This is a genomic window from Cryobacterium sp. N21 (assembly GCF_002929575.1).
GTDB lineage: Bacteria > Actinomycetota > Actinomycetes > Actinomycetales > Microbacteriaceae > Cryobacterium > Cryobacterium flavum.
Genome location: NZ_PJJQ01000027.1, coordinates 13,280 through 35,480, shown reverse-complemented (window position 1 = coordinate 35,480; position 22,201 = coordinate 13,280). Strand labels below are relative to the sequence as shown.

At 64.5% G+C, this 22,201-nt stretch carries 20 protein-coding genes and 1 pseudogene; 11 read left to right on the top strand and 10 right to left on the bottom strand.

Translation table 11 applies throughout. The features are described from left to right. The first annotated feature begins 183 nt into the window (after positions 1-183). The 3 genes from CXY77_RS03860 to CXY77_RS03850 all read left to right on the top strand — a co-directional run bounded on the left by CXY77_RS03860 (position 184) and on the right by CXY77_RS03850 (position 5,162). Positions 184-1,551 (top strand): hemolysin family protein, encoded by a 1,368-nt coding sequence (locus CXY77_RS03860; RefSeq protein WP_104089919.1) that lies wholly within the window; start codon positions 184-186, stop codon positions 1,549-1,551. Then, entirely contained in the window at positions 1,544-2,599 is a 1,056-nt protein-coding gene (locus CXY77_RS03855; RefSeq protein ID WP_092338492.1) for a hemolysin family protein, read from the top strand. The genes CXY77_RS03860 and CXY77_RS03855 overlap by 8 nt, the downstream gene beginning before the upstream one ends. Before the next feature lie 73 nt (positions 2,600-2,672). After that, the gene (locus tag CXY77_RS03850) at positions 2,673-5,162 is read left to right on the top strand and encodes an excinuclease ABC subunit UvrA (protein ID WP_104089921.1); all 2,490 of its coding nucleotides are present in this window, start codon (positions 2,673-2,675) and stop codon (positions 5,160-5,162) included. 62 nt (positions 5,163-5,224) lie between these two features. Here CXY77_RS03850 and CXY77_RS03845 read toward each other — a convergent pair whose 3' ends face one another. Then, positions 5,225-5,383, bottom strand: a complete 159-nt coding sequence (locus CXY77_RS03845) for a hypothetical protein (RefSeq protein ID WP_233197211.1) — start codon at positions 5,381-5,383, stop codon at positions 5,225-5,227. An 83-nt stretch (positions 5,384-5,466) separates the two neighbouring features. Here CXY77_RS03845 and CXY77_RS03840 point away from each other — a divergent pair, with 83 nt between their 5' ends. Continuing rightward, positions 5,467-6,144: a LysR substrate-binding domain-containing protein gene (locus CXY77_RS03840; protein WP_104089923.1), complete on the top strand. Its 678-nt coding sequence runs from the start codon at positions 5,467-5,469 to the stop codon at positions 6,142-6,144. Positions 6,145-6,279: 135 nt separating this feature from the next. Continuing rightward, positions 6,280-7,746 (top strand): MDR family MFS transporter, encoded by a 1,467-nt coding sequence (locus CXY77_RS03835; RefSeq protein ID WP_104089924.1) that lies wholly within the window; start codon positions 6,280-6,282, stop codon positions 7,744-7,746. A gap of 1 nt (position 7,747) precedes the next feature. Here the strand turns inward: CXY77_RS03835 and CXY77_RS03830 are convergent, their stop codons facing one another. Further along, positions 7,748-8,383, bottom strand: coding sequence for a hypothetical protein (locus CXY77_RS03830; protein WP_092338484.1), 636 nt, complete (start codon positions 8,381-8,383; stop codon positions 7,748-7,750). Positions 8,384-8,573: 190 nt separating this feature from the next. On the opposite strand from CXY77_RS03830, the gene CXY77_RS03825 reads away from it, so the two are divergent. Further along, positions 8,574-9,962, top strand: coding sequence for an MFS transporter (locus CXY77_RS03825; protein WP_104089926.1), 1,389 nt, complete (start codon positions 8,574-8,576; stop codon positions 9,960-9,962). A gap of 71 nt (positions 9,963-10,033) precedes the next feature. Here CXY77_RS03825 and CXY77_RS03820 read toward each other — a convergent pair whose 3' ends face one another. After that, positions 10,034-10,945: a LysR family transcriptional regulator gene (locus CXY77_RS03820; RefSeq protein WP_092338787.1), complete on the bottom strand. Its 912-nt coding sequence runs from the start codon at positions 10,943-10,945 to the stop codon at positions 10,034-10,036. Positions 10,946-11,050: 105 nt separating this feature from the next. Between CXY77_RS03820 and mmsB the strand changes: the two genes are divergently transcribed. Genes mmsB through CXY77_RS03805 form a run of 3 tightly spaced genes read left to right on the top strand, consistent with a single transcriptional unit; the run spans position 11,051 to position 14,298 of the window. Beyond that, positions 11,051-11,947 (top strand): 3-hydroxyisobutyrate dehydrogenase, encoded by an 897-nt coding sequence (mmsB, locus tag CXY77_RS03815; RefSeq protein ID WP_092338481.1) that lies wholly within the window; start codon positions 11,051-11,053, stop codon positions 11,945-11,947. Positions 11,948-11,977: 30 nt separating this feature from the next. After that, a complete protein-coding gene (locus CXY77_RS03810) occupies positions 11,978-13,462 on the top strand; it encodes a CoA-acylating methylmalonate-semialdehyde dehydrogenase (RefSeq protein WP_104089928.1) in 1,485 nt (494 codons plus the stop codon). Positions 13,463-13,518: 56 nt separating this feature from the next. Next, positions 13,519-14,298 (top strand): EI24 domain-containing protein, encoded by a 780-nt coding sequence (locus tag CXY77_RS03805; RefSeq protein WP_092338478.1) that lies wholly within the window; start codon positions 13,519-13,521, stop codon positions 14,296-14,298. On the opposite strand, the gene CXY77_RS03800 is transcribed toward CXY77_RS03805, so the two are convergent. The 4 genes and pseudogenes from CXY77_RS03800 to CXY77_RS21020 all read right to left on the bottom strand — a co-directional run. Continuing rightward, the gene (locus CXY77_RS03800; RefSeq protein WP_092338476.1) at positions 14,295-15,239 is read right to left on the bottom strand and encodes a cytochrome b/b6 domain-containing protein; all 945 of its coding nucleotides are present in this window, start codon (positions 15,237-15,239) and stop codon (positions 14,295-14,297) included. The genes CXY77_RS03805 and CXY77_RS03800 overlap by 4 nt on opposite strands. Before the next feature lie 171 nt (positions 15,240-15,410). Further along, positions 15,411-15,494 carry a hypothetical protein gene (locus CXY77_RS03795; RefSeq protein WP_233197219.1) on the bottom strand — a complete coding sequence of 28 codons (84 nt, stop codon included), beginning with the start codon at positions 15,492-15,494 and terminating at the stop codon, positions 15,411-15,413. Between the two features lie 79 nt (positions 15,495-15,573). Next, positions 15,574-16,362: an Lrp/AsnC family transcriptional regulator gene (locus tag CXY77_RS03790; RefSeq protein WP_092338474.1), complete on the bottom strand. Its 789-nt coding sequence runs from the start codon at positions 16,360-16,362 to the stop codon at positions 15,574-15,576. A gap of 45 nt (positions 16,363-16,407) precedes the next feature. Continuing rightward, positions 16,408-16,548, bottom strand: a pseudogene (locus CXY77_RS21020) (AsnC family protein); the annotation flags it as partial. Between the two features lie 218 nt (positions 16,549-16,766). Between CXY77_RS21020 and CXY77_RS03785 the strand changes: the two are divergent. Both CXY77_RS03785 and CXY77_RS03780 read left to right on the top strand, forming a co-directional pair. Then, positions 16,767-18,005 carry an NAD(P)/FAD-dependent oxidoreductase gene (locus tag CXY77_RS03785; RefSeq protein WP_104089931.1) on the top strand — a complete coding sequence of 413 codons (1,239 nt, stop codon included), beginning with the start codon at positions 16,767-16,769 and terminating at the stop codon, positions 18,003-18,005. Between the two features lie 11 nt (positions 18,006-18,016). Then, on the top strand, positions 18,017-19,309 hold the full coding sequence (locus CXY77_RS03780; RefSeq protein WP_092338470.1) for an NAD(P)/FAD-dependent oxidoreductase: 1,293 nt from the start codon (positions 18,017-18,019) through the stop codon (positions 19,307-19,309). Positions 19,310-19,382: 73 nt separating this feature from the next. Here CXY77_RS03780 and CXY77_RS03775 read toward each other — a convergent pair whose 3' ends face one another. From CXY77_RS03775 to CXY77_RS03765, 3 genes are read right to left on the bottom strand one after another with little or no spacing between them, the layout of a single operon-like run. Beyond that, entirely contained in the window at positions 19,383-20,570 is a 1,188-nt protein-coding gene (locus CXY77_RS03775) for an ABC transporter ATP-binding protein (RefSeq protein WP_092338468.1), read from the bottom strand. Next, positions 20,567-21,352, bottom strand: a complete 786-nt coding sequence (locus tag CXY77_RS03770; RefSeq protein ID WP_092338466.1) for an ABC transporter permease — start codon at positions 21,350-21,352, stop codon at positions 20,567-20,569. Before CXY77_RS03770 ends, CXY77_RS03775 begins: the two co-directional genes overlap by 4 nt. Beyond that, complete coding sequence (locus tag CXY77_RS03765; RefSeq protein ID WP_233197209.1) at positions 21,349-22,137, bottom strand: ABC transporter permease; 789 nt, start codon at positions 22,135-22,137, stop codon at positions 21,349-21,351. The genes CXY77_RS03770 and CXY77_RS03765 overlap by 4 nt, the downstream gene beginning before the upstream one ends. Positions 22,138-22,201 lie beyond the last annotated feature (64 nt).

Here is a 22,201-nt window from a genome sequence, read left to right as displayed (position 1 = left end):
CACGCACACCCGGACAGCCAAGGCCCGCAGCCCGGACGCGGTGCCCGTGCGCGACCGAAACGCGGCGGGCAGGCAGTTTGCCAGCATCCGTCTATAGCCTTATAAGCACAATGGAAGACCCTCCCTCGCATAAACCCTCGCCCACCACCACCGACATGCCTCTTTCACTGAGAGGACCTCAACATGTATGAGTGGATCATGGTGGGCGCAGGACTCCTCCTCACCGTCGGAACGGGAATTTTCGTAGCCTCCGAGTTTGCCCTCGTCACGCTCGACCGCAATGAGCTCGAAGCTCGGCGTGATCGTGGCGAGAAACGCCTCGGTCCGACCATCAAAGCGCTCAAGATCACCTCGACGCACCTATCGAGCGCCCAGCTGGGCATCACCCTCACCACGCTACTGACCGGGTTCACCTTCGAGCCGGCCATCCGCTCACTGCTCAGCGGGCCGCTGACGAGCGTCGGTGTGCCTACCGGCATCGTGCCGCTGGTGGGAACCATCGTGGCGATCTCGCTCGCGACGCTGTTCTCCATGGTGATCGGCGAACTCGTTCCCAAGAACTTCGCCCTCGCCGTACCGCTCGCGACGGCAAAGATCGTGGTGCCGGCCCAGGCCGCATTCACAGCGGTGTTCAAACCCGTCATTCTGCTCTTCAACAACACGGCCAACGCGATCATTCGTCGGTTCGGCATTGAGCCAAAAGAAGAACTCTCCGGTGCCCGCAGCGCCGAAGAGCTGAGCTTTCTGGTGCGCCGCTCCGCCCTCGAAGGCGTGCTGGACGACGACCACGCCGCTATGCTGCACCGTACCCTGCGCTTCTCCGAGCACTCCGCCGCCGATGTCATGACCCCGCGGGTGCGCATGGCTTCCGTCCGCGTCACCGACTCCGCCGAGAGCATTGTGCGCCTCGCGACGACCAGCGGCTACTCGAGGTTTCCGGTGATCGACAAGAACTCCGACGACATCGTCGGGGTGTTGCACGTGAAACAGGCCTTCGCTGTCGCGTTGAGTGAGCGTGCCACAGTCACCGCCTCCGACCTGAAGGTGGACGCCCTGCGCGTTCCCGAGACCATGGGCGTCGACTCCCTGCTTGCCGCTCTGCGCCAGCAGGGATTCCAGATCGCCGTCGTCGCCGACGAGTACGGCGGAACCGCCGGCATCGTCACCCTCGAGGACCTGGTCGAAGAACTAGTCGGTGAACTCGAAGACGAACACGACCGGGCCAAGGCCGGCGTCGTCCGCTCCGGCCGCTCGGTCGTCTTCGACGCCGCCTTGCGCCCCGACGAACTGTTCGACCGCGCCGGCGTCACCATCCCCGATGACGGGGGCTATGACACGGTCGGCGGATTCCTCGCCGACCAGCTCGACCGCATTCCCGAACTCGGCGACGAGGTCGCCATCGACGGCGGCGTGCTGCGCATCGACCGCGTCGACGGCGTGCGCGTGCACCGCATCCGCTATACGCCCGCTAATCCCGAGACCGATCCCAGCCTGACCACCACACACGACCGAATCGTGACTGAAATCAAGAAAGACCTGATCCATGAGTAGCGCCGATTTAACCGCGTACCTCCCCGGCCTGGCCTGGCTCGTCGTGCTGCTGGTCGTGAACGCGTTCTTCGTCGGTGCCGAGTTCGCTGTGATCTCGGCTCGGCGCTCCCAGATAGAGCCGCTGGCCGAACGGGGCAGCAAAGCGGCCAAGACCACCCTGTGGGCGATGGAACACGCGACCCTGATGCTCGCCACCAGCCAGCTCGGCATCACGGTGTGTTCGCTGCTTATCTTGAACGTCTCCGAGCCAGCCATCCACGGACTGCTCGAATTCCCGCTCGCGGGTACCGGCCTCTCTGAAGGCATGATCAGTACGATCGCGTTCACCTTCGCGCTCGTCCTGGTGACCTTTTTGCACGTGGTCTTCGGCGAAATGATTCCGAAGAATATCTCGTTCTCCGTTCCCGAAAGGGCCGCCCTGATTTTGGCGCCGCCGCTCGTGTTCGTCGCCCGCGTCTTCAACCCAATCATCTTCAGCCTCAACTGGCTGGCCAACGGGGTGTTGCGCCTGTGCAAGGTCGAGCCCAAGAACGAGGCGACAAGCGCGTTCACCCTCGACGAGGTCGCGAGCATCGTGGAGCAGTCCACCCGCGAGGGCATGCTGCAGGATGCCTCGGGCACACTCAGTGCAGCGTTTGAGTTCACGTCGAAGAAGGTGACCGACGTGCAGGTGACCATCGAATCCATGGTCTGCCTGCCATCGACCGCCTCCCCGGCCGACATCCAGCAGGCGGTCGGCCGCCACGGCTTCTCCCGCTACATTCTGACCGACGACGACGGGCAGCCAAGCGGTTACCTGCACCTGAAAGACGTCCTGGACCTCACCGGCGGCGACAGCTTCACCGAGCCGGTGCCGGGAAAACGGTTGCGCCGCCTCGCATCCGTTTCGTGTGACAGCGAACTCGAGGACGCACTCGCCTCGATGCGCCGCCTGGGCGCCCACGTCGCTACCGCGTTCGATGCGAACGGCACCGTGACCGGAGTGCTCTTTCTCGAGGACATCATCGAGGAGCTCGTCGGTCAGGTCGAGGACGCCACCTCGATCTGACCCGCCGGAAACCGGGCACCGCACACGCAAGCAACGTACTGTTGTTTGGGTGCTTAGCGACGATTCCAATCAGATGACCTCAGACCAGCCAGACAACCCCGCCGCACTCGGTGATGGGTTCGTGCGGGTGCGCGGTGCCCGCGAAAACAACCTGCGCAATGTCGACGTCGACGTGCCCCGGGACGCCATCGTCGCCTTCACCGGGGTGTCTGGTTCCGGCAAGTCCTCGCTGGCTTTCGGCACCATCTTCGCTGAGGCCCAACGACGATTCTTCGAATCGGTCGCGCCCTACGCCCGCCGCCTCATTCAGCAGGGACACACCCCGCACGTCGACGAGATCACCGGGCTGCCGCCGGCCGTTGCCCTGCAGCAGCGCCGCGGAACACCGAGTTCCCGCTCGAGTGTGGGTACGGTCACCACCCTCTCGAACTCGCTGCGCATGATGTATTCCCGTGCCGGCATATACCCAGCGGATGCCGCCGGTCGCCTCGAATCGGACTCCTTCAGCCCGAACACCGCGATGGGCGCCTGCCCGCGCTGCCACGGCCTCGGCATGGCGCACACCGTGAGCGAGGCGTCGATGGTGCAGGACGCCACCCTCAGCATTCGGGACGGCGCTATCGCCGCCTGGCCCGGCGCTTGGCAGGGCAAGAACCTGCGCGACATCGTCGCCGTGCTCGGCTACGACATTGACCGTCCCTGGCAGGAACTGTCCCGCGCCGACCGCGACTGGATTCTGTTCACCGAAGAACAACCGGTGGTCGAGGTTGTGCCGCAGCGTGACCGCATCGCCAAGCCGTATCAGGGCCGATTCTGGAGCGCGAAGAGTTTCGTGCTGCACACCCTGGCCGACAGCAAAAGCGCGAATGTAAGGCAGCGGGTGCTGCGGTATGTCGATACCGGCCCCTGCCCGGACTGCGCCGGCAGCGGCCTCAAGCCCGAAGCCCTCGCCGTAACCGTGGCCGGGCAGTCGATTGCCGCGCTCAACGCGCTGCCGATGACGGCTCTCGCCGAGGTGCTGCGGCCGATCGTTGCTGACGCCGCGTCGACGGAGGTAGCCGTCACCCTGGCCGGCGACCTGCTGCGCCGCATCGACGTGCTGCTTGAACTCGGCCTCGGCTATCTGGCCCTCGGCCGCTCCACCCCGACACTGTCTCCGGGCGAAATGCAGCGGCTGCGCATCGCCACCCAGCTGCGCTCTGGCTTGTTCGGGGTCATCTACGTGCTGGACGAGCCCTCGGCCGGCCTGCACCCGGCAGATGCCGAGCCGCTGTTGCTCGTGCTCGAGCAGCTCAAACTCTCGGGCAACTCGGTCTTCGTGGTCGAACACAATATGGATGTCGTACGGAGCGCCGACTGGGTCGTCGACGTCGGCCCCCGAGCCGGCGAGGGCGGTGGTGAGGTGCTCTACAGCGGGCCGACAGGCGGACTGGCCGAAGTCGAGATGTCAGTCACCCGCGAATACCTGTTTGCTGCGGAACGCGAGCCGGTGGCGCGCGGCGAGCTGCGGCATCCGCTTGGCTGGTTGGGACTGACCGACGTAACCCGGCACAACCTCAAGGGTATCGACGCGCAGATTCCGCTCGGGGTGTTGACGGCGGTCACCGGCGTCAGCGGGTCTGGCAAGTCGACCCTGGTCAGCCAGGTGCTCGCCGAAGCCGTCGGTCGTCACCTGCACCCAGACCCCGACGATGTGCCGGTGCTGGACCTCGGCGACCCCGACGCTGAGATCGAGCTGGCCGAGCGCTCCGACCTGCCCACGGTCACCGGGCTCGACGCCGTGGACCGGCTGGTGCAGGTGGACCAGAAGCCGATCGGGCGCACGCCGCGCTCCAACCTCGCCACCTACACCGGCCTGTTCGACGCCGTGCGGGCTACCTTCGCCGCCACCGACGAGGCCCGTTCTCGCGGCTTCACCACCTCCCGGTTCTCGTTTAACGTGGCTGGCGGCCGCTGTGAAACCTGCCTCGGCGAGGGTTTCGTGGCGGTCGGATTGCTCTTTCTGCCGGGCACTTACGCGCCTTGCCCCGACTGCGGCGGGTCGCGCTATAACCCCGAAACCCTCGAGGTCAGCTACCGCGGCAAGAACGTGGCCGAAGTTCTCGGCCTCACAGTGGATGCCGCACTCCTCTTTCTCGAAGACGTCACCGTCGCCGCACGCAGCCTCGACACCCTGCGTGAGGTGGGCCTTGGCTATCTGCGCCTCGGGCAGCCGGCCACCGAGCTCTCCGGCGGGGAGGCGCAGCGCATCAAGCTCGCCACGGAGCTGCAACGAGCGCGCCGCGGCCACACCCTCTACCTGCTCGATGAGCCGACGACCGGCCTGCACCCGGCCGACGTCGAGCTGCTCATGCAGCAGCTCGGGCGCCTCGTCGATGCCGGAAACACGGTCGTTGTGGTCGAACACGAGATGGACGTGGTCGCCGCCGCCGACTGGGTGATCGACCTCGGCCCTTCCGGTGGCGACCAGGGCGGCCAGATCATCGCCGCTGGCACCCCGGCGACAGTGGCCGCCCACCCCACGAGCCGCACCGCCCCCTATCTGAGGCTCCGCCTCCCATAACGCGAGAGCGGGATATTTGTTGCTTCACGGTACCGGACCGGCAGGTCGCGCCGGGCCGGCAATCACACCCTGAGCACGGGTTCGAGCAGTGCGAGGGCGACGGCCGCGACGTCGAGGCGGGCCAGGGACGGTCCGGCCACCCCGAGCTCGGGCGCGGCCACCCGAATGGCCGGAAACGCGCTCGCCCACAGCACGACAACGCCGAGGCCGGCCAGAAACACTCGAGGAGAACCCAGTCCTCGAGCACGGCCCGCTCCAGTGCGAATATGTATTTACTTTTACTGCCGCGTTACGTAAAAATGACATGGGTGTTAGACGTCAGAAAATTGCGGATGCTCGCCCAGCTTCACCGACTCGGCACCATCGCCGCCGTTGCTCGCGAACTGCACACCTCACGGCCCCGGGGCCTCGATGCAACTCGCCGCGCTCGAACGCGAGGTGGGGGCTCACCCTCACCGAACGACACGGTCGAACCCTCACCCTCACCCCGGCCGGCAACGACATCGTCGATCTGCTGTCGGTCGCCGAACTGGAGATGATCGCGTCGAGGGGCGGTTCGGCGGGTACCTATCGGGTCGCCGCTTTCCCGTCGATCGCCCGCACCGGGCTGGCCGACTTCAGCGGCCACGACTGGGTCGTGCCGCACGCGGCGTGGTCCTGCCACGAGATGGTGCAGCGCGCCTGCGGAGTGGCCGGCTTCGCGCCCAGGTCTGTCGCCGAGGCCACCGATTTCTCCGTGATCCTCGCTCTCGTCGGCGCTGGGGTTGGCGTCGCCCTCGTGCCGGAACTCACCGTCGGGCAGCTGCCCGACTCGGTCACGCTTCATCCGCTCGAGAATCCCGTCTACCGACTCGACTTCGTCGTCGTGCGGCAGTCCCTGAACGCGGATCCGGGCATCGGTCGACTGCGTGACCTGTTTGCGACCAGGGCGGGTCGCGTCGCGATGCGCGGCATCCCCACTAATTCTGTGACTCAGGAATAATTCACACCCTGCAAAACGCTGCACCTAGAGGCGCACACAGCGAGCTGGCCCGGGGGACCTACGGGGCGGGCGGCCGCTCATTTTCGCGTGACGTTTGTGGCACATCCCCTTTTCGCACGACCGTCAGGACCAGTAATGACCGCACCAGCCGCCACCGACACGATCACCGAGGCCGCACAACACCCCGACGCCAGGCGCAACCAGCTCGTGATTCGGCTGCTGTTGGTCTCGGCATTCGTCGTCATTTTGAACGAGACCATCATGGGCGTGGCGCTGCCGCACCTCATGAAGGACCTCAGTATCACGGCCACCGCCGCCCAGTGGCTGACGACGGCGTTCATGCTCACCATGGCCGTGGTCATTCCGATCACCGGTTTTCTCATCCAGCGCTTCGACACCCGGCCGGTCTTCATCGCCGCGATGACACTGTTCAGCACCGGCACCCTGATCGCCGCGCTCGCGCCCGGATTCGAGGTGCTGCTGGTCGGCCGCATCGTGCAGGCCAGCGGAACGGCCATCATGATGCCGCTGCTCATGACCACCGTAATGACCCTCGTCGCACCGGCCTCCCGCGGCAAAACCATGGGTAACATCTCCATCGTCATCTCGGTCGCCCCGGCCATCGGCCCGACCATCTCCGGCGTCATTCTCAGCGTGCTCGACTGGCGCTGGATGTTCATTCTCGTACTGCCGATCGCCATCGGCGCCCTCATCCTCGGTGCCTCGCGCATCCAGAACGTGACGACGCCGCGCAAGCTGCCGCTCGACGTGCTCTCCGTCATCCTCTCGGCCTTCGGCTTCGGCGGGTTCGTCTACGGCCTCAGCAACCTAGGTGGGGCATCCGCTGCCGGCTGGATTCCGCTCGGCATCGGCCTGGTCGCCCTGGCCCTGTTCGTGCTGCGCCAGCTTCAGCTGCAGCGCACCGATCGGGCCCTGCTCGACCTGCGCGTGTTCAGCTCGCCTACCTTCACCCTCTCGATCTCCATGCTCAGCATCAGCATGCTCGCCCTGTTCGGCACCATCATTCTGCTGCCGCTGTACATGCAGAACGTGCTCGGCCTGACGGCCCTCGAAACCGGCCTGATTCTGTTGCCCGGTGGCCTGACCATGGGGCTGCTTGCGCCGTTCGTCGGCCGCATCTACGACCGTCGCGGCCCGACCATCCTGCTGGTTCCCGGATCGATCATCGTCAGCGCCGCGTTCTGGGCGATGACCATGATGGGGCAGACCACCCCGCCGTGGATGCTCCTAATCGCCCACGTCGGCATGAGCGCCGGCCTCTCGCTGCTCTTCACGCCGCTGTTCACGTCGGGCCTCGGCTCTCTCAAGCCGAGCCTGTACTCGCACGGCAGCGCGGTCGTCGGTACCATCCAGCAACTCGCCGGCGCCGTCGGAACGGCACTGTTCATCGCCGTGATGACCGCGCAGTCGGCCGCCCTCATGGCTCAGGGCGTCTCCGAGATCTCGGCGACGGCCTCCGGAATTCGCGGTGCTTTCCTGTGCGGCGCGATCATCTCGCTGTTCGCCATTCCAGCTGCATTCCTCGTGCGGCGCCCGCCGCTCGGCGACGCGGTCGAGAGCGCTCCGGTCAGCGCTCACTGATTCAGCGGATGCGCTGGGCCAGCACCGCGGGATGATCCGCCGGCAGTCCGTGCCGCCGGCCGCCCTGCAGCAGCGCCACGTTCTTCTTCTCCCAGTCGAGCAGCGTCTGCCGGAGCGGGTCGATCGCGGCGCTCTCGTCGCAGCTGCCCGCCGTGCGGCCGCAGGAACACTTCTGCGCCGCCGCGTCGTGGTGCAGCGCTTCGATGCGCCAGATGCCGGCCATGGCCCAGTCGATCTGCCGCCGGGCCAGTTCGGTGTTGCGTTCAGCACGCTTGACCAGGTCATTCTGCAACAGGCTCCGCACCCCCTCGATCCCGGCCGTGAACTGGCCGGCAACGATGGCGCTGAGCTCGGCGACCTGGTCGCGAAGGGCGGTCAGGTCCTTGTCCCGGCCGACGAGTAAGGCATCCGTTTCGGCGATGTAGTCGGCGTGGGCGGTCTCGGAGGATGCCCAGCGCGCGGCCCACAATCGCACATGCTCAAGGTCCCGGCGCTCGGATTTCTCGGCCCCGATGTGGTGCACGCAGAGCGAGCAGACCACCTGGTCGCTCAGCGACGTGAAGTGAAACGGCTGCGGCGCGAGGCAGCACAGGCACGCTACTTCAACGTCGACGTGCAGCGGATGCGCGTGCGTCACTGTTGCCCCACCTCACTGTTGTTCCTTCGAGAATAACCGTGCCGCGTTCGTTCGCCGCGCCACCGTGTGCATTTCTGCACGTCGCCCCTGTGCGAATCGTCTTTGACAGCCACCAACGCGAAGCGCAAGCTAAGACCAGCCAGACGACGTGCACGCACGTTGTGTCAATGACGACACCAGGGGAAATCCTATGAGCACGACCAGATCCGATACCCGAAACGACGTGCAGACGTCCGGACTGAAAAAGGTCGTCGCGGCCTCCATGGCCGGCACGGTCGTTGAATGGTACGAATTCTTTCTCTACGCCTCCGCCGCCACCCTGGTCTTCGGCACCCTGTTCTTTCCGAACGCCGGCACCGAACTCGAGGGCATCATCGCGGCCTTCGCCACCTACGCCGTCGGCTTCCTGGCCCGCCCCATCGGCGGCATCGTCTTCGGACACTTTGGCGACAAGTTCGGCCGCAAACGCCTGCTCCAGTTCAGCCTCGTACTCGTCGGCGTCGCCACCTTCCTGATGGGCTGCTTGCCGACGTTCCAGCAGATCGGCTACCTCGCACCGGTGTTGCTCGTGCTCCTGCGTTTCATCCAGGGCTTCGCTGTCGGCGGCGAATGGGGCGGTGCGGTGCTGCTCGTCGCCGAGCACAGCCCGCCGAAGTCGCGCGGATTCTGGGCCAGCTGGCCGCAGTCCGCGGTGCCGATGGGAAACCTGCTGGCCACCGCCGTACTGTTCGTGCTCGCCTCCACCCTGTCCGATGAGGCCTTCCTGAGCTGGGGCTGGCGCGTCGCGTTCTGGCTCTCCGCCGTCATCGTGCTGGTCGGCTACTACATTCGTACCAAGGTCAGCGATGCCCCCATCTTTCTCAAGGCGCAGAAAGAGGTCGTCGCCGGCGACAAAGGTTACGGCATTGTCGAGGTCTTCCGCCGCTATCCGCGCGGGGTGTTCACCGCGATGGGCCTGCGCTTCGCCGAGAACATTCTCTATTACCTCGTCGTGGTCTTCTCGATCACCTATCTGAAGATCATCGTGCAGATGGACACCTCTCGAGTTCTGCTCCTTCTGCTCATCGCCCACGCGATTCACTTCGTCGTCATTCCGCTGGTCGGACACCTCTCCGACCGGGTCGGCCGGCGCCCGGTGTACTTCGTGGGCGCCCTGCTCGCCGGCACCTGGGGATTCTTCGCCTTTCCCTTGATGGACACCGCGAACGACTTCATCATCATTGTCGCGATCATGGTGGGCCTGCTCTTCCACGCCCTCATGTACGCCGGCCAGCCCGCCATCATGGCCGAAATGTTCCCCACCCGGATGCGCTACTCCGGCGTCTCCCTCGGCTACCAGGTCACCTCGGTCATCGCGGGCTCGATCGCCCCGATCATCGCCGTGAGCCTGCTCTCCACCTTCGAGTCCTCGGTGCCGGTAGCCATCTACCTCGCAGCCGCGTGCCTGATCACGGCCCTCGTGGTGCTCACCCTCAAGGAAACGCGCGGGCTCTCCCTGCACGACATTGACGCAGCGGATGCCGCCGAATCGGCCGATCGCGCCGCCCAGGCCGACCTCGCCGGGGTCGGTCGCCGGTAGCGCGTAGCGGGCGGTCCGATCCCACGGATCGGGCCGCCCTTTTTCGCTCCGGCGGGGCATCCGCTTGTAAGTCACTCGCTGAAGGCGGCCGGTCGATTCGCGATCTCCAGCGTGATTGCCTCGATGGCGGCGCGCACCACGGGCGAGCGCAGCGATTCGGCCCGCACGACGGCCCAGATGGGCAGTTGACGCTGAAAGTCTGCGCGCAACACAGGCACGAATTCCGGCCGGTCGTGCACGAGAAAGTTCGGCAGGAGTCCGATTCCGGCGCCGGCCTGCACCGCCTCCAACTGGGCGAACAGGCTGGTGGCCTGAAAGGTCGTGGCCGGTTCCGGCAGCTCGGAGGAGCGATAGCCCAGGTCGGTCACGAGCAGGGCACTCTCGACGTACGACACGAAACTGTGCAACGCAACGTCGTCGAGCGTGCGGGGCGCGCCGCGGCCAAGCAGATACTCGCGGCTGGCGTACAACCGCAGAAAATAGTTGGTCAGAAACATCGCCTGTGCGTTGTTGACATCGTTGCGGCCGGCCACGATCTCAAGGTCGACGCCCGACCGGTTCTGGCTCACCTTGCGGGTGGCGCTGAACATCTCGATATTGATTCGCGGGTGGCTCTGCTGCAGTTTCACGAGGGCTGGCGTGACGATCTCCGCCCCGAATCCGTCGATGGTGCTGATGCGCAGCAGCCCGGAGAGCGGGTCGGTCTGGCTGATAGCCGTGGCGAGCGCGCCCAGCCGGTCTTCGATCGCCTCGGCAGCACTGACCGCGTGCCGGCCCAGCTCGGTGAGCTCCCAGCCATGCGGGCTGCGCTCGAGCGTGCGGCCGCCCAGCTCCGCATCGAGTGCGAGGATGCGCCGCGAGATGGTCGTGTGGGTGGTGCCGAGCGCCTCGGCGACCGCGTTGAAGCGCCCCAGCCTGGCCACGGTGAGCAGCACGAGCAGATCGTTCGGGCTCGGAAGCTGGTGTGAACTCACGGATCGCATCCTTTCGAGCGTGTGCATCTGCGCACATACCCCCTGTGAAATATTGCCTTGATTGCACTCTATCCGGCTGCGAGGGTGGAGGGACACAAAGCAAAGGAGCTTCGAATGTCAGTAGTCGCATGGATCGGGTTGGGCAACATGGGCGGGCCCATGTCCGCCAATATGGTGGCCGCCGGCCATGAGGTGCGCGGGTTCGATTTGAATCCGGATGCCGTCGCCACGGCCGTCACAGCGGGGGTCACCGCCGTCGCGAGCATCAGCGAAGCCGTCGCGGGCGCCGACGTCGTCTTCACCATGCTGCCCAAGGGTGAACACGCCCGTGCTGTGTACTTCGGCGACGACGGCGTGCTGGCCACGGCCGATCCGGCCACCCTGCTGGTGGACTCGTCGACGATCGACATCGAGACCGCCCAGGCCCTGCACGATGCCGCAGCGGCGGCCGGCTTTCGCTTCGTCGACGCCCCGGTTTCCGGCGGCATGAGCGGCGCCACCGCCGGAACCCTCACCTTCATGATCGGAGGCGTTGCGGATGCCGTCGCTGACGCCAGCACGTTCATCGAGCCGATGGCGGCGAACATCATTCCGACTGGTGGCGCCACGACCGGCCAGGCCGCGAAAATCTGCAACAATCTCATGCTGTTCATCAACCTCGCCGCAACGGCGGAGGGCGCTGTTCTGGCCGAGCGGCTGGGACTGGACAAGCAGGTGTTCTGGGATATCGCATCCGTTTCGTCGGGTGACAGCTGGGCGCTGCGCACCTGGTATCCGATCAAGGATGTCGTCGCGACGGCCGCGTCCAACCGGGATTTCGCCCCGACCTTCACCGCAACGCTCGCGAGCAAGGACATCGGGCTGGCGATCGTCGCCGCCCGCGCCACCGACACGCCGCTCGAGATCGGCGAACACGTCGCCGAACTCTTTCAGCGCCTGATCGATGAGGGCGAGGGCGGCAAGGACTGCTCCATGATCGTCAAACTCGTCGACGGCTCCCTGCACGCCTGAACCATGTCATCCACCAGAGAGAGCTCTTCCATGCAAACAATTCCCCACTACATCAACGGGCAGCGAGTCGAGTCGTCCGAACGATTTGGCCCCGTATTCAATCCGGCCACCGGCGTGCAGGAGAAACAGGTCGTGCTGGCTTCCCGCGCGGTCGTGATCGACGCCATCGAATCGGCCCAGGCGGCCCTGCCCGAGTGGCGCACCAGCACGCTAGCCAAGCGCACGGCCATCTTCTTCAAGGTGCGCGAGCTGCTCGCCGAGCGCACGAGCGAGCTCGCCGCAATTCTGACGAGTGAGCACGGCAAGGTACTCTCCGACGCGGCCGGCGAGATCACCCGCGGGCTCGAGAACATCGAATTCGCCACCGGCCTCGCGCACATGCTCAAGGGCGACTTCTCCCAGCAGGTCTCCCACGGAATCGACGTGCACTCGGTGCGCCAGGCCGTCGGCGTCGTCGCCTGCGTCACCCCGTTCAACTTTCCGGCCATGGTGCCGCTGTGGATGATCGGCAGCGCCCTCGCCTGCGGCAACACGGTGCTCCTCAAGCCCAGTGAAAAAGACCCCTCATCCGCTATTTTCATCGCCGAGATCTTCACGGAGGCCGGCTTGCCGGCCGGCGTGCTCAACGTCGTGCAGGGCGACAAGGAGGCCGTCGACGAACTGCTCGACAACCCGGCGGTCAAGGCCATCAGCTTCGTCGGCTCCACCCCGATCGCCAAGTCCATCTACAACCGGGCTGCCGGCAACGGCAAGCGGGTACAGGCACTCGGCGGCGCCAAGAACCACATGGTCGTGCTGCCGGACGCCGACCTGGAGATGGCAGCGGATGCCGCAATCAACGCCGCGTACGGATCCGCCGGGGAGCGTTGCATGGCCGTGAGCGTGCTCGTGGCCGTCGGCGGCATCGCCGACGACCTCGTCGCCGCGATCAAGACGCGCATGACGACACTCCGGGTCGGCCCGGGAACCGATCCGACCTCGCAGATGGGCCCGCTGATCACCGGAGAACACCGCGATCGGGTCGCGTCCTACCTGGCCGGCGCCGAGGCGGCCGGCGCCACCATGGTCGTCGACGGCCGGGCACAGAAGTTCGACAGTGACGGGTTCTTTCTCGGTGTCAGCCTGATCGACCACGTCACGCCCGGGATGAAGGTCTACGACGATGAGATCTTCGGCCCGGTGCTGTCGATCGTGCGCGTTGACACCTTCGACGAGGCCGTGAAACTCGTCAACGAGCACGAGTTCGGCAACGGTGTGGCCCTGTTCACGCGGGACGGCGGGGCTGCTCGGCAGTTCGAGTTCGAGATCGAAGCCGGCATGGTCGGCATCAACGTGCCCATACCGGTACCGGTCGGATCGTTCTCGTTCGGCGGCTGGAAGAACTCGCTGTTCGGTGACGCGCATATGTATGGACCGGAGAGCATCCGTTTCTATACCCGCGGCAAGGTCGTCACGACCCGCTGGCCCGACCCGGCCACCTCGGAGATCGACCTCGGTTTTCCGCAGATGGCCTGAGTGAGGCGGGTCCCCGGTTTCGCGGGGACCCGACACCGGCGGGTTAGGGTGTGGGGGTGCCGCCTTCAACCCGTCCCACCGCCACCCGCGAGTTCTTCGTCGGGGCCGGTTTTCTCGGCCGCGGCCTCAGAATGTGGGGAACCTCACCGCGCCTCATGCTGCTCGGCGCCCTGCCGGCCTTTATCGTCGGCATCGTCTACCTCGCCGGCATCGTGCTGCTCCTCGTCAATCTCCAGGCCATCGCCGTGGCGATCAGTCCGTTCGCGAGCGGCTGGGGGGAGCCCTGGCGCACCGGCATGCGGGTCGTGGCCGGTGCGACCGTCGCGGCTGCCGGTATTCTCCTCTTGGCATATACCTTCGTGGCGGTAACGCTCACTGTCGGCGACCCCTTCTATGCGCGAATCTGGCGCGAGGTCGAGACCAGCCTCGGCGACGCGCCCGTCGAACCCGCACGCGGCCTGCTGCGCAGCATTCTGCGCGCGGTGGCCGACGCCCTGCGCCTGGTTGGCCTGGCCGTCGGGGTCGCTCTGCTGCTTCTGGTCTGCGGCCTGATACCCGGCCTCGGCCAGCTGCTCGCCCTCGTCCTCGGCGCGCTGTTCGGCGGCTGGATTCTCACTCTCGAACTCACCGGCTTCGCTTTCGACGCCCGCGGCTTCACGCTCACCCAACGCAAGCGGATGCTGCGCGCGCGCCGCCCGCGCAGCCTAGGTTTCGGCGTGCTCACCTACCTGTTGTTCCTGATTCCGGGCGCGGCCGTCATCGTCATGCCGGCGGCTGTGGCTGGCGCAGCCATGCTCAGCCGAGACGTACTCGCGTCGAGAGTGGAACCGGTTTAGCGCTTGCGGTGAATGATGCGGCCGCTTCGCGCCGCGATCGCACGCACGACGGCGGGACGCGCGCCGACCCAGATTGCGGCCGTGACCAGCAGTGCGCTGACGAAGATCCAGACGCCGAGCCAGCCCGTGTCGTTGCGCGCCGCATACATGTGGTTGAGGTTGGCGCGAGCGCCGGTGCTGAGCACGAGGGTCACGTGCACGACGATGAATGCCACGAAGAAGATCAACACCGCGAAGTGCAGCTTGCGAGCCACGGGCAGGGGAAAGACGTGGTCGAGCCTGCGAAACCGCGCAGACAGGCCCGGTGACATGCGCAGGCCGGTCACCAGTGCGATCGGTGCCGCGATGAAGACCACGACGAAGTAGCTGAGCAGTTGCAGGGCGTTGTAGTGCACCCAGCCGGAGTCAGTCGGCCAGTCGAGCGAGGCATACTGCAGCCCGGCCGATATCGCGTTGGGGAAAATGTCCCAGTTCGTGGGCACGACGCGCAGCCATTGACCGGTCACGAACAACAAAACGTAGAAGAGGATGCCGTTGATCACCCACAGGGTGTCGAAGACGATGTGCTGCCAGAGGTCGAGGGTGATCCGAATCGGCGGATTTCTGGTGCGGAGCAGCCCGGTGTTCGTGCGCGTCCAGAAGATGGACGGGCGTTTGGTCGTGCGCACCTGCCATCCGGTGCGAATGACGAACAAAATGAAGAAGGCGTTGAGCCCGTGTTGCCAGGCCAGCCAGGCCGGAACTCCTACCGGCGTGGCTGCCGCGTGGGTGGAGACGCCGGGGTAGTTGCGCAGGAAGGACTCGACCGCCGGCAGGGCGCGCACCCCGTTCGCCGCCAGCACGATCAGGGCCACGACGATGAGACCGGCGGGAACGATCCAGGCCAGTCGGAGCCGCCGTTTCGGCCGAGTTTCTCCCGGCCGGGAGCCACCCGTCGTCATCGTTATCCGTTCCCGCGATGGCACAGTGCCGCAGCGTCTTCGTAAGAATACTGGCCCGGCCCCGACCCGGGTGGCGGCAGCTGACGCGGCAGGTCACATAGCCGGTCCTGTCTTATCGCGGGTCAGGATGCTTTGCGCATTCACTCTGTCTTTATCTGTCTCGGTCGGCGATCAAGCGGCTCGAACCGCATCGACGAAGGCTCGCATGAGGACAGGATCTTTGACCCCACGGCTCGACTCGACGCCGCTGGACACATCCAACCTCGACTAGCTCCCCGCCCCCATCGTGACCTCATGCCGGAGTGACGTCCGAGACCCCTTTGCTGCCAGCCCCCTAGGCCGTGCCCGTGACAGCGTCGTCGGAACTGCGCTCGAGAGTGTCGATACGTTGTCGAGCGTGGCGGTAGGCAGCCACGCTGTAGTCCTCTTTAAGAATCTGCAGATGGAGCCATGTTGAGAGGGAAGTAACCCAGGGCTCACGACGAAGCACCTCCACGAAATCGTTCGCCTCTCGCACCGTGCTGAACACCGCCGTGGCGATGATGCCGAAATCGCCGGTCGTTGAGGCCATGAACTCCACGCCGAGTCGGCGCAGGGCGTCCAGACCCGTGCGGGAACCGCCGGAGTGCCGGATTCCCAGTCCGAGAGCCAGCGTGTGCGCGCGCCCGAACTCGCGCCGCGGAACAGCGACGACACGGATGATCTCCCCCTCGATGAGCCGTGTCATCCGGTGGCGCACGGAGCTTTCGGGAAGACCGAGGGCCTCAGCGAGCACCCTTACCGGAGCGCGGCCGTCGCGTTCAAGCGTCTCGACCAACTGAATGTCCGTCTCATCAAGAGCGTATTCGTCTTCCGTCTGCAGGGTGGGCGCATAAACGTTGTGGGTGATGGCTTGATAATGGTGCACCTGGATGGACAGCACCTCCGGGTGTTCGCGGATTCCGGCCAGCAGCTCGACGAGTTCCGTGTCGACGCGACAGCGCACCTGAATGCACAGCCCGGCGTCTCCGGTCGTCGTGGAGACGTACGTTGTCAAGGATGAGGCGATCATCTCTTCATAGAGCGATGACGCGTCTCCGCGGAGTGCAACGTGCAGATGACCCTCGAGCCGAAAACCGAACATGCGTGGATTGGCGCTCGCTGTGAATCGCAGTTGACCGCGATCAACCACCGATTTCGCGATTTCAGAAACACGATTTCTGGTGAGACCGAGTTCTTCCGCAATGGATGAGTACGATGCACGACCGTCTCGTCGTAGGCAGTCGACGACACGATCCTCTTCAACGGAAGGTCCGTCACTGTTCGACACTGTCACCTCATCTCCCTGTCGGGTCTCTCGAATACTGCCACACCGACGCACAATTTCGCGATCAGATCGGGGATTCTTGGGAATATGCACACACTTCAACCGGTTTCAGATACTCTTTTTCATTATTGACGCCGTAAAGGTGCAAACAGTATCAACGATGAAGTTGAACGTCACTCAGCGCAGAAGCTGGGCCTCGTGCCACAAACTGATGGGGAATCGTGAAGGTTATAGTAATTGGCGCTGGGCTCGCGGGCCTCACCGCCGCATGGAAACTGCGCCAGCAAGGTCATGATCCAGTGGTTCTTGAGGCCCGCAATAGGGTCGGTGGGCGCACGTGGTCCCAGACGCTCAGCAACGGTCAGCTCACCGAGCGCGGCGGCGAGTACGTCTTTCCGACTGAGTTCGCCATTCGACGTCTAGCGGCGGAGGTCGAGGTGCCCATCCTCACGCACAACGTGCGCTACGCCCGACGAACGGTCGACGGCGCACACTTGACCGTCGCTGAGCTCAATGCCGTGGGGGAACGGCTGAACGCCACGCTCACGGCGATGCTCGCATCCGGTATGGACCGAATCTCAGTCGACACCGTGTTCCAGGCGACCTTGGGAGTGGATTTTCAGCGCCACCCGGCATATCGGCGAATTGCAACGTCGCTGGCCGGAGACCCTCAGTGCATCAGCGCAGAAGCTGCGCTGATGCACGAGTCTTCCGCCTCCGGAGGCTACGTCGAGGACGGGGGAAGATTCCTGAGGGGCAACCAGTCACTCGCCGTTGAAGTGGCCCGATTACTGGGCGCGGCCATCAGGCTGGAGTCCCCGATCGCCGCCATCGATCAGTCTGCCTCCGGCGTGCAGGCGACCCTTCGCGATGGCACCACGGTCGATGCCCGCGCGGCTGTACTCGCCGTACCGCTCCCGATTCTGCGCGAGATCACTCTCGGGTTCACACTTCCTGTTGCACAGCAATCTGCTCTTGACCATCGTTCGATGGGCACGGCGGCGAAGCTGGGCGTCCCCCTGTCGGCTGTCGATGGCGACGTGGCACTTCAGAATGCTGACCAGACCTGGTGGTCGTGGCGTTCAATGTCGGTCGACGGGGAGAATCGCGTTCCGGCGCTCTCCTGCTTCGCGGGAGGATCCGCCGCCCTGGCTGCACTCGATACGGCAAACGGGCCCGAACGTTGGATTACCGAGCTCAAGAGGATGCGTCCGGAACTGGTCATCGACGGAGACGTCATGCTCACTGACTGGACCAACGACGAGTGGACCAGGGGGTCCTACTCCGCACCGGCCCTCGATTGGAGGCCGGAGGACGCGTCTGCCTTCGACTCCGCTGCGGGGTTGGTCGCAATTGCCGGTGAGCATACCGGGCTCCAGCAGTCCCTGAACGGTGCTGTCGTGTCGGGCTACCGGGCAGCCCACGCCATCGTGGACCTGGCCCGACAACGGGACCTGTGAGGGGCGGCAGCGTGGAAACAACAGACGTTATCGTCATCGGCGCCGGATTCGCCGGGCTGGTGGCCGCTCGAGAGCTTGGCCGCTCGGGTCACGCAGTGATCGTGCTCGAAGCGCGAGACCGGGTGGGGGGTCGCACCTGGACCGACCATGTCCTCGGACACGACCTCGAACTCGGTGGAACGTGGGTGCACTGGATACAACCCCACGTGTGGGCAGAAATAGCCCGATACGGCCGGCGCATCGTTCGCAGCCCGGTCGCTGAGGAAGCGTACTGGCTCGGTGCCGGGGACGCGCCCAGAAAGGGCACGCTCGACGATTTTCTGTCACTTATCGACGACGGTCAACGACGAATAGTTGAGGATGCCCTCACCGCGATTCCGCGCGCGATCGATCCAACGGTCGGCTCGATCACTGAGCTCGACGGCCAGTCACTGCAGCAGCGAATAGACGACTTGAACCTAGACGATGAGGCCCGCTCGGCAAACGAATCCGTGTGGGTCGGGCACGTGAACGCACCGCTGAAGTCGGTTGGGCTCTCCAGTGCCCTGCGCTGGGCGAGTGCGACCGGCGGCCACTGGCCGCTGATGCACGAAGCCTCGGCGACCTATCGCGTGGCGGGAGGCATGTCCGCGTTCAGCGCGGCCATTGCGGCCGACGTGAGCGGCGACATCCGCCTGAATTCGACGGTCACCGCCATCGACCACCATAAGAATGGTGCCACCGTCACTCTTTCCGATGGCGGTGAAATTCGGGCACGGCGCGTGGTCATGACCCTGCCCGTCAACGCAGTCGACACCATTGCGGTGACACCGGCACTCCCCGGTGTTTGGCGGCAAGCCAACCGTGAGCGGGTGGCCTCGCAGGGAATCAAGGTCTGGATCAAGGTGCGTGGTCGCTTGCCGCGGTTTTTCGCCTACGCGTCTCAGCATCACCCGATCTCGGTCCTCAAGAGCGAATTCATCGAGGAGGATCATTCGATTCTGGTCGGCTTCGGCCCGGATCACGCGGCTATCGATGTGACCAGTATCGAACAGGTTCAGGCCGCCCTGAGCGTGTGGCGCGACGACCTTGAAGTACTCGGTGTTGCTGCCCATGATTGGATGAAGGATCCCCTGTCGCAGAATACGTGGATGACCCACCGCCCGGGACAGCTCACTCGCGACCTCCCGCAATTGCAGCTGGCGGATGGTGTGCTCCACTTCGCGGGTTGCGACACTGCCGATCTCTGGGGCGGGTTCATCGACGGCGCCATCGAGAGCGGCTTGCGCGAGGCCCGACTGGTATCGGCCGCTCTGGCAGGCTGAAGCGGCCGGGCGCCCAATCGGGGCCCGGCCGCTTCCACCTCGTTCACCCGCGCGTCGCGCGCTCGGTGAAGGGCTAGGTGAGCGACACTCCCTCGTCGCCGGTGTCCTCGAGGAGCACACCCGCATCGATATTCCACCGCATCAGGGCACGAGTGCCCGGCTCACGCACCGCGGCGGAGTGTGCTTCGCGAACGGTTCCGACGCTGCCGTCGGGCAATTCCACCTCACAGCGCCAGGCCGAACCGAGATAATTGGCGTCCAGAACGGTGACCGGCAGCGTATTCATGTCTGACGACCCCGGCTCGGTGCCCTCTTCGTACAGGGTGATGTTCTCCGGGCGAATGAGAATTGCCAGAGAACTCGACTTCTTCTGGCCGGGAACGCGGATTGCATGTCCGGAAATATCCAGTGTCGATATTCCATCGACCGTGCCGACCATCGAGCCGGACAACACCGTGGATTCACCGAGAAACCGGCCCACAAACAGTGTTTCCGGTTTTTGGTAGAGTTCGGCCGGACTGCCGACCTGCTCGATCCGACCGTTGTTGAACACCGCGATCCGGTCAGAAAGCGACAACGCCTCCTCCTGGTCGTGTGTCACATACACGAAGGTTGATCCAACCTCTCGGTGGATTCGTTTTATCTCCTTCTGAAGCCATTCGCGCAATTTCTTATCGAGTGCGCCGAGCGGCTCGTCCATGAGCAAAACACGGGGCTTGTAGACGAGCGCGCGAGCGAGCGCCACACGCTGCTGCTGACCGCCCGACAGGTCGGCGGGGTAACGATCACCGAACTCTCCCATGCGCACCATATCGAGCGCGCCCGCGATCATCGTTTTTTGTTCGGCCTTTCCGATCTTGCGTCGCTCCAACGGATAGGCGATGTTCTCGGCAACGGTCTTGTGCGGAAACAATGCGTAGTTTTGAAACACCATTCCGATGTCTCGTTTATGTGCCGGCAGCTTGGCGACGGGTTTGCCATAGATATGGAGCAGCCCCTCCGTGGCGGTAACGAACCCGGCGATCATGTTGAGTGTCGTCGTCTTGCCCGATCCGGACGGGCCCAGAAAGGTCATGAATTCGCCCGGTTCGATCACGAGATTGATCGCATCGACGACGGCCTTCTTGCCATAGCGCTTCGTTACATCGCGCAGGCTGATCCCCGCATCGTTGATCACACTGATGACTTCGGTGTTGAGGTGCAATTGCCGGAGTTCTCGTTCGTTGTGATCCAGTGTGGACGTAGTTGTTTCCGGTTTCATGCCGAAACTCGCTTTCTCTTGCGGGTAGCAAATTGTGCGGTGAGCATGACCAGCACAGATGTGAACATCGCTATCACGGCGACAGCTGCGACCGTGGGATCACTCGCCTGTGTGACGCTGTTGTAGATCTTCACCGGCAGCGTCTGCAACTGCGGACTCTGAATAAAGAGCGACAGAATGATTTCGTCAAAGGACGTGACGAAAGCGAACAGTGCTCCCGCGGTCACTCCGGGCATTATCAGCGGGAGCGTGATGCTGAAGAAGGTGCGCAGCCGTCCGGCGCCCAGAGTCGCCGAGGCCTGCTCCAATCGCGGGTCCACGCCTTGCAACGAGGCGGTCACGTTGATGATCACGAGCGGCAGTGCCACGACCGTGTGCGCCAGCACGAATCCGGGCAATGTACCGAGCAGATTGAATCGCAGGAAGAGCGAGTAGAGCCCGATAGCGATAACAATGCCCGGGACGATCAAGGGTGTCAGGAAGTAGCTCTCCAGCAGGGCCTTTCCGCGGAATCTGACTTTGGACAGTCCGATCGCCGCCATGATCCCCACTGAGGTCGCGACCACCATCGTGACCAGCGCCACCTGCAGCGATGAGCCCAAGGCGCGCAACCAGGCCGGGTCGGTGAAGAAGTTCTCGTACCACTGCAGGGAAAATCCCTGCGGCGGAAAGTTGAACGACGCCGCGGAGTTGAACGACATGGGAATGATGACCAGAGTTGGCAGCAGCAACCACAGAATGATGAGGGCGGCCAGTGCGCCCAGTGCACGTTTCAGCGTCATTTCACCCTCCCCGCAAACAGGCTCGTACCCTTGGCCAAACGGCCGACGAGTACAAGCACCACAATTGTCGCGGTCAGCATGAAGATCCCGAGCGCCGTGCCCTGGCCCCACATGAGGAACCCGCTGATCTGCTGGTACATCAGGGCAGACATCATGATTTCCTTTGACGAGCCCAGCAGCGCGGGAATGATGTAGAAGCCGAGTCCCAGGATGAAGACCGTCACGGAACCTGCAAATATCCCTGGTCGAGACAGCGGCAGATAAACCGTGAAGAATGCCGTCACCGGTCGCGCCCCTAGATTGGCCGCAGCGGGCAGTAACCGCTTGTCAATCTTGGCCAGCGCCGAGTAGATCGGCAAGACCATGAACGGGAGCAGCACCTGGGACATCCCGAGCGCCACGCCAAAGGTGCTGCGGATCAAGGGCAGCGGGCCGATGCCGAACAACGACTGGAGAAGACCGTTGATCGGGCCGGTGTCCTGCAGCAGCACCAACCAGGCGAGGGTGCGCACCAGAATACTCGTCCATAGCGGCAGCATGATGAACAACTGCAACATGTTGCGAGTGCGATCACTCACGATCGTCATCAAATATGCGTACGGGTACGCGATAAGCAAGCAGACGATCGTCACGAGGAAGGATGTTCCGAATGTACGCAGGGCAACCACCATGTTGGTGGGCGTGGTGAACAGCCAGACGTAGTTCTGGATTCCCAACACCGGATCGCTGATGCTTCGGATGAAGACATCAACGAGCGGCGCGAGAAAGAAGAACGAGACGATCACGAAGGCGGGGATCAGAAGGAGAAACGGGCGCCAGTTCTTTGGCTCTCGAGCCAGTCTCGCCGGG

Coding starts and splice junctions, on each gene's coding strand:
- CXY77_RS03775 (WP_092338468.1), bottom strand. CDS start 20,570: ATGAAACCGGAAACAACTACGTCCACACTGGATCACAACGAACGAGAA.
- CXY77_RS03820 (WP_092338787.1), bottom strand. CDS start 10,945: ATGCGATCCGTGAGTTCACACCAGCTTCCGAGCCCGAACGATCTGCTC.
- mmsB (WP_092338481.1), top strand. CDS start 11,051: ATGTCAGTAGTCGCATGGATCGGGTTGGGCAACATGGGCGGGCCCATG.
- CXY77_RS03835 (WP_104089924.1), top strand. CDS start 6,280: ATGACCGCACCAGCCGCCACCGACACGATCACCGAGGCCGCACAACAC.
- CXY77_RS03825 (WP_104089926.1), top strand. CDS start 8,574: ATGAGCACGACCAGATCCGATACCCGAAACGACGTGCAGACGTCCGGA.
- CXY77_RS03790 (WP_092338474.1), bottom strand. CDS start 16,362: ATGTTCGGTTTTCGGCTCGAGGGTCATCTGCACGTTGCACTCCGCGGA.
- CXY77_RS03855 (WP_092338492.1), top strand. CDS start 1,544: ATGAGTAGCGCCGATTTAACCGCGTACCTCCCCGGCCTGGCCTGGCTC.
- CXY77_RS03810 (WP_104089928.1), top strand. CDS start 11,978: ATGCAAACAATTCCCCACTACATCAACGGGCAGCGAGTCGAGTCGTCC.
- CXY77_RS03850 (WP_104089921.1), top strand. CDS start 2,673: ATGACCTCAGACCAGCCAGACAACCCCGCCGCACTCGGTGATGGGTTC.
- CXY77_RS03840 (WP_104089923.1), top strand. CDS start 5,467: ATGGGTGTTAGACGTCAGAAAATTGCGGATGCTCGCCCAGCTTCACCG.
- CXY77_RS03800 (WP_092338476.1), bottom strand. CDS start 15,239: ATGACGACGGGTGGCTCCCGGCCGGGAGAAACTCGGCCGAAACGGCGG.
- CXY77_RS03770 (WP_092338466.1), bottom strand. CDS start 21,352: ATGACGCTGAAACGTGCACTGGGCGCACTGGCCGCCCTCATCATTCTG.
- CXY77_RS03860 (WP_104089919.1), top strand. CDS start 184: ATGTATGAGTGGATCATGGTGGGCGCAGGACTCCTCCTCACCGTCGGA.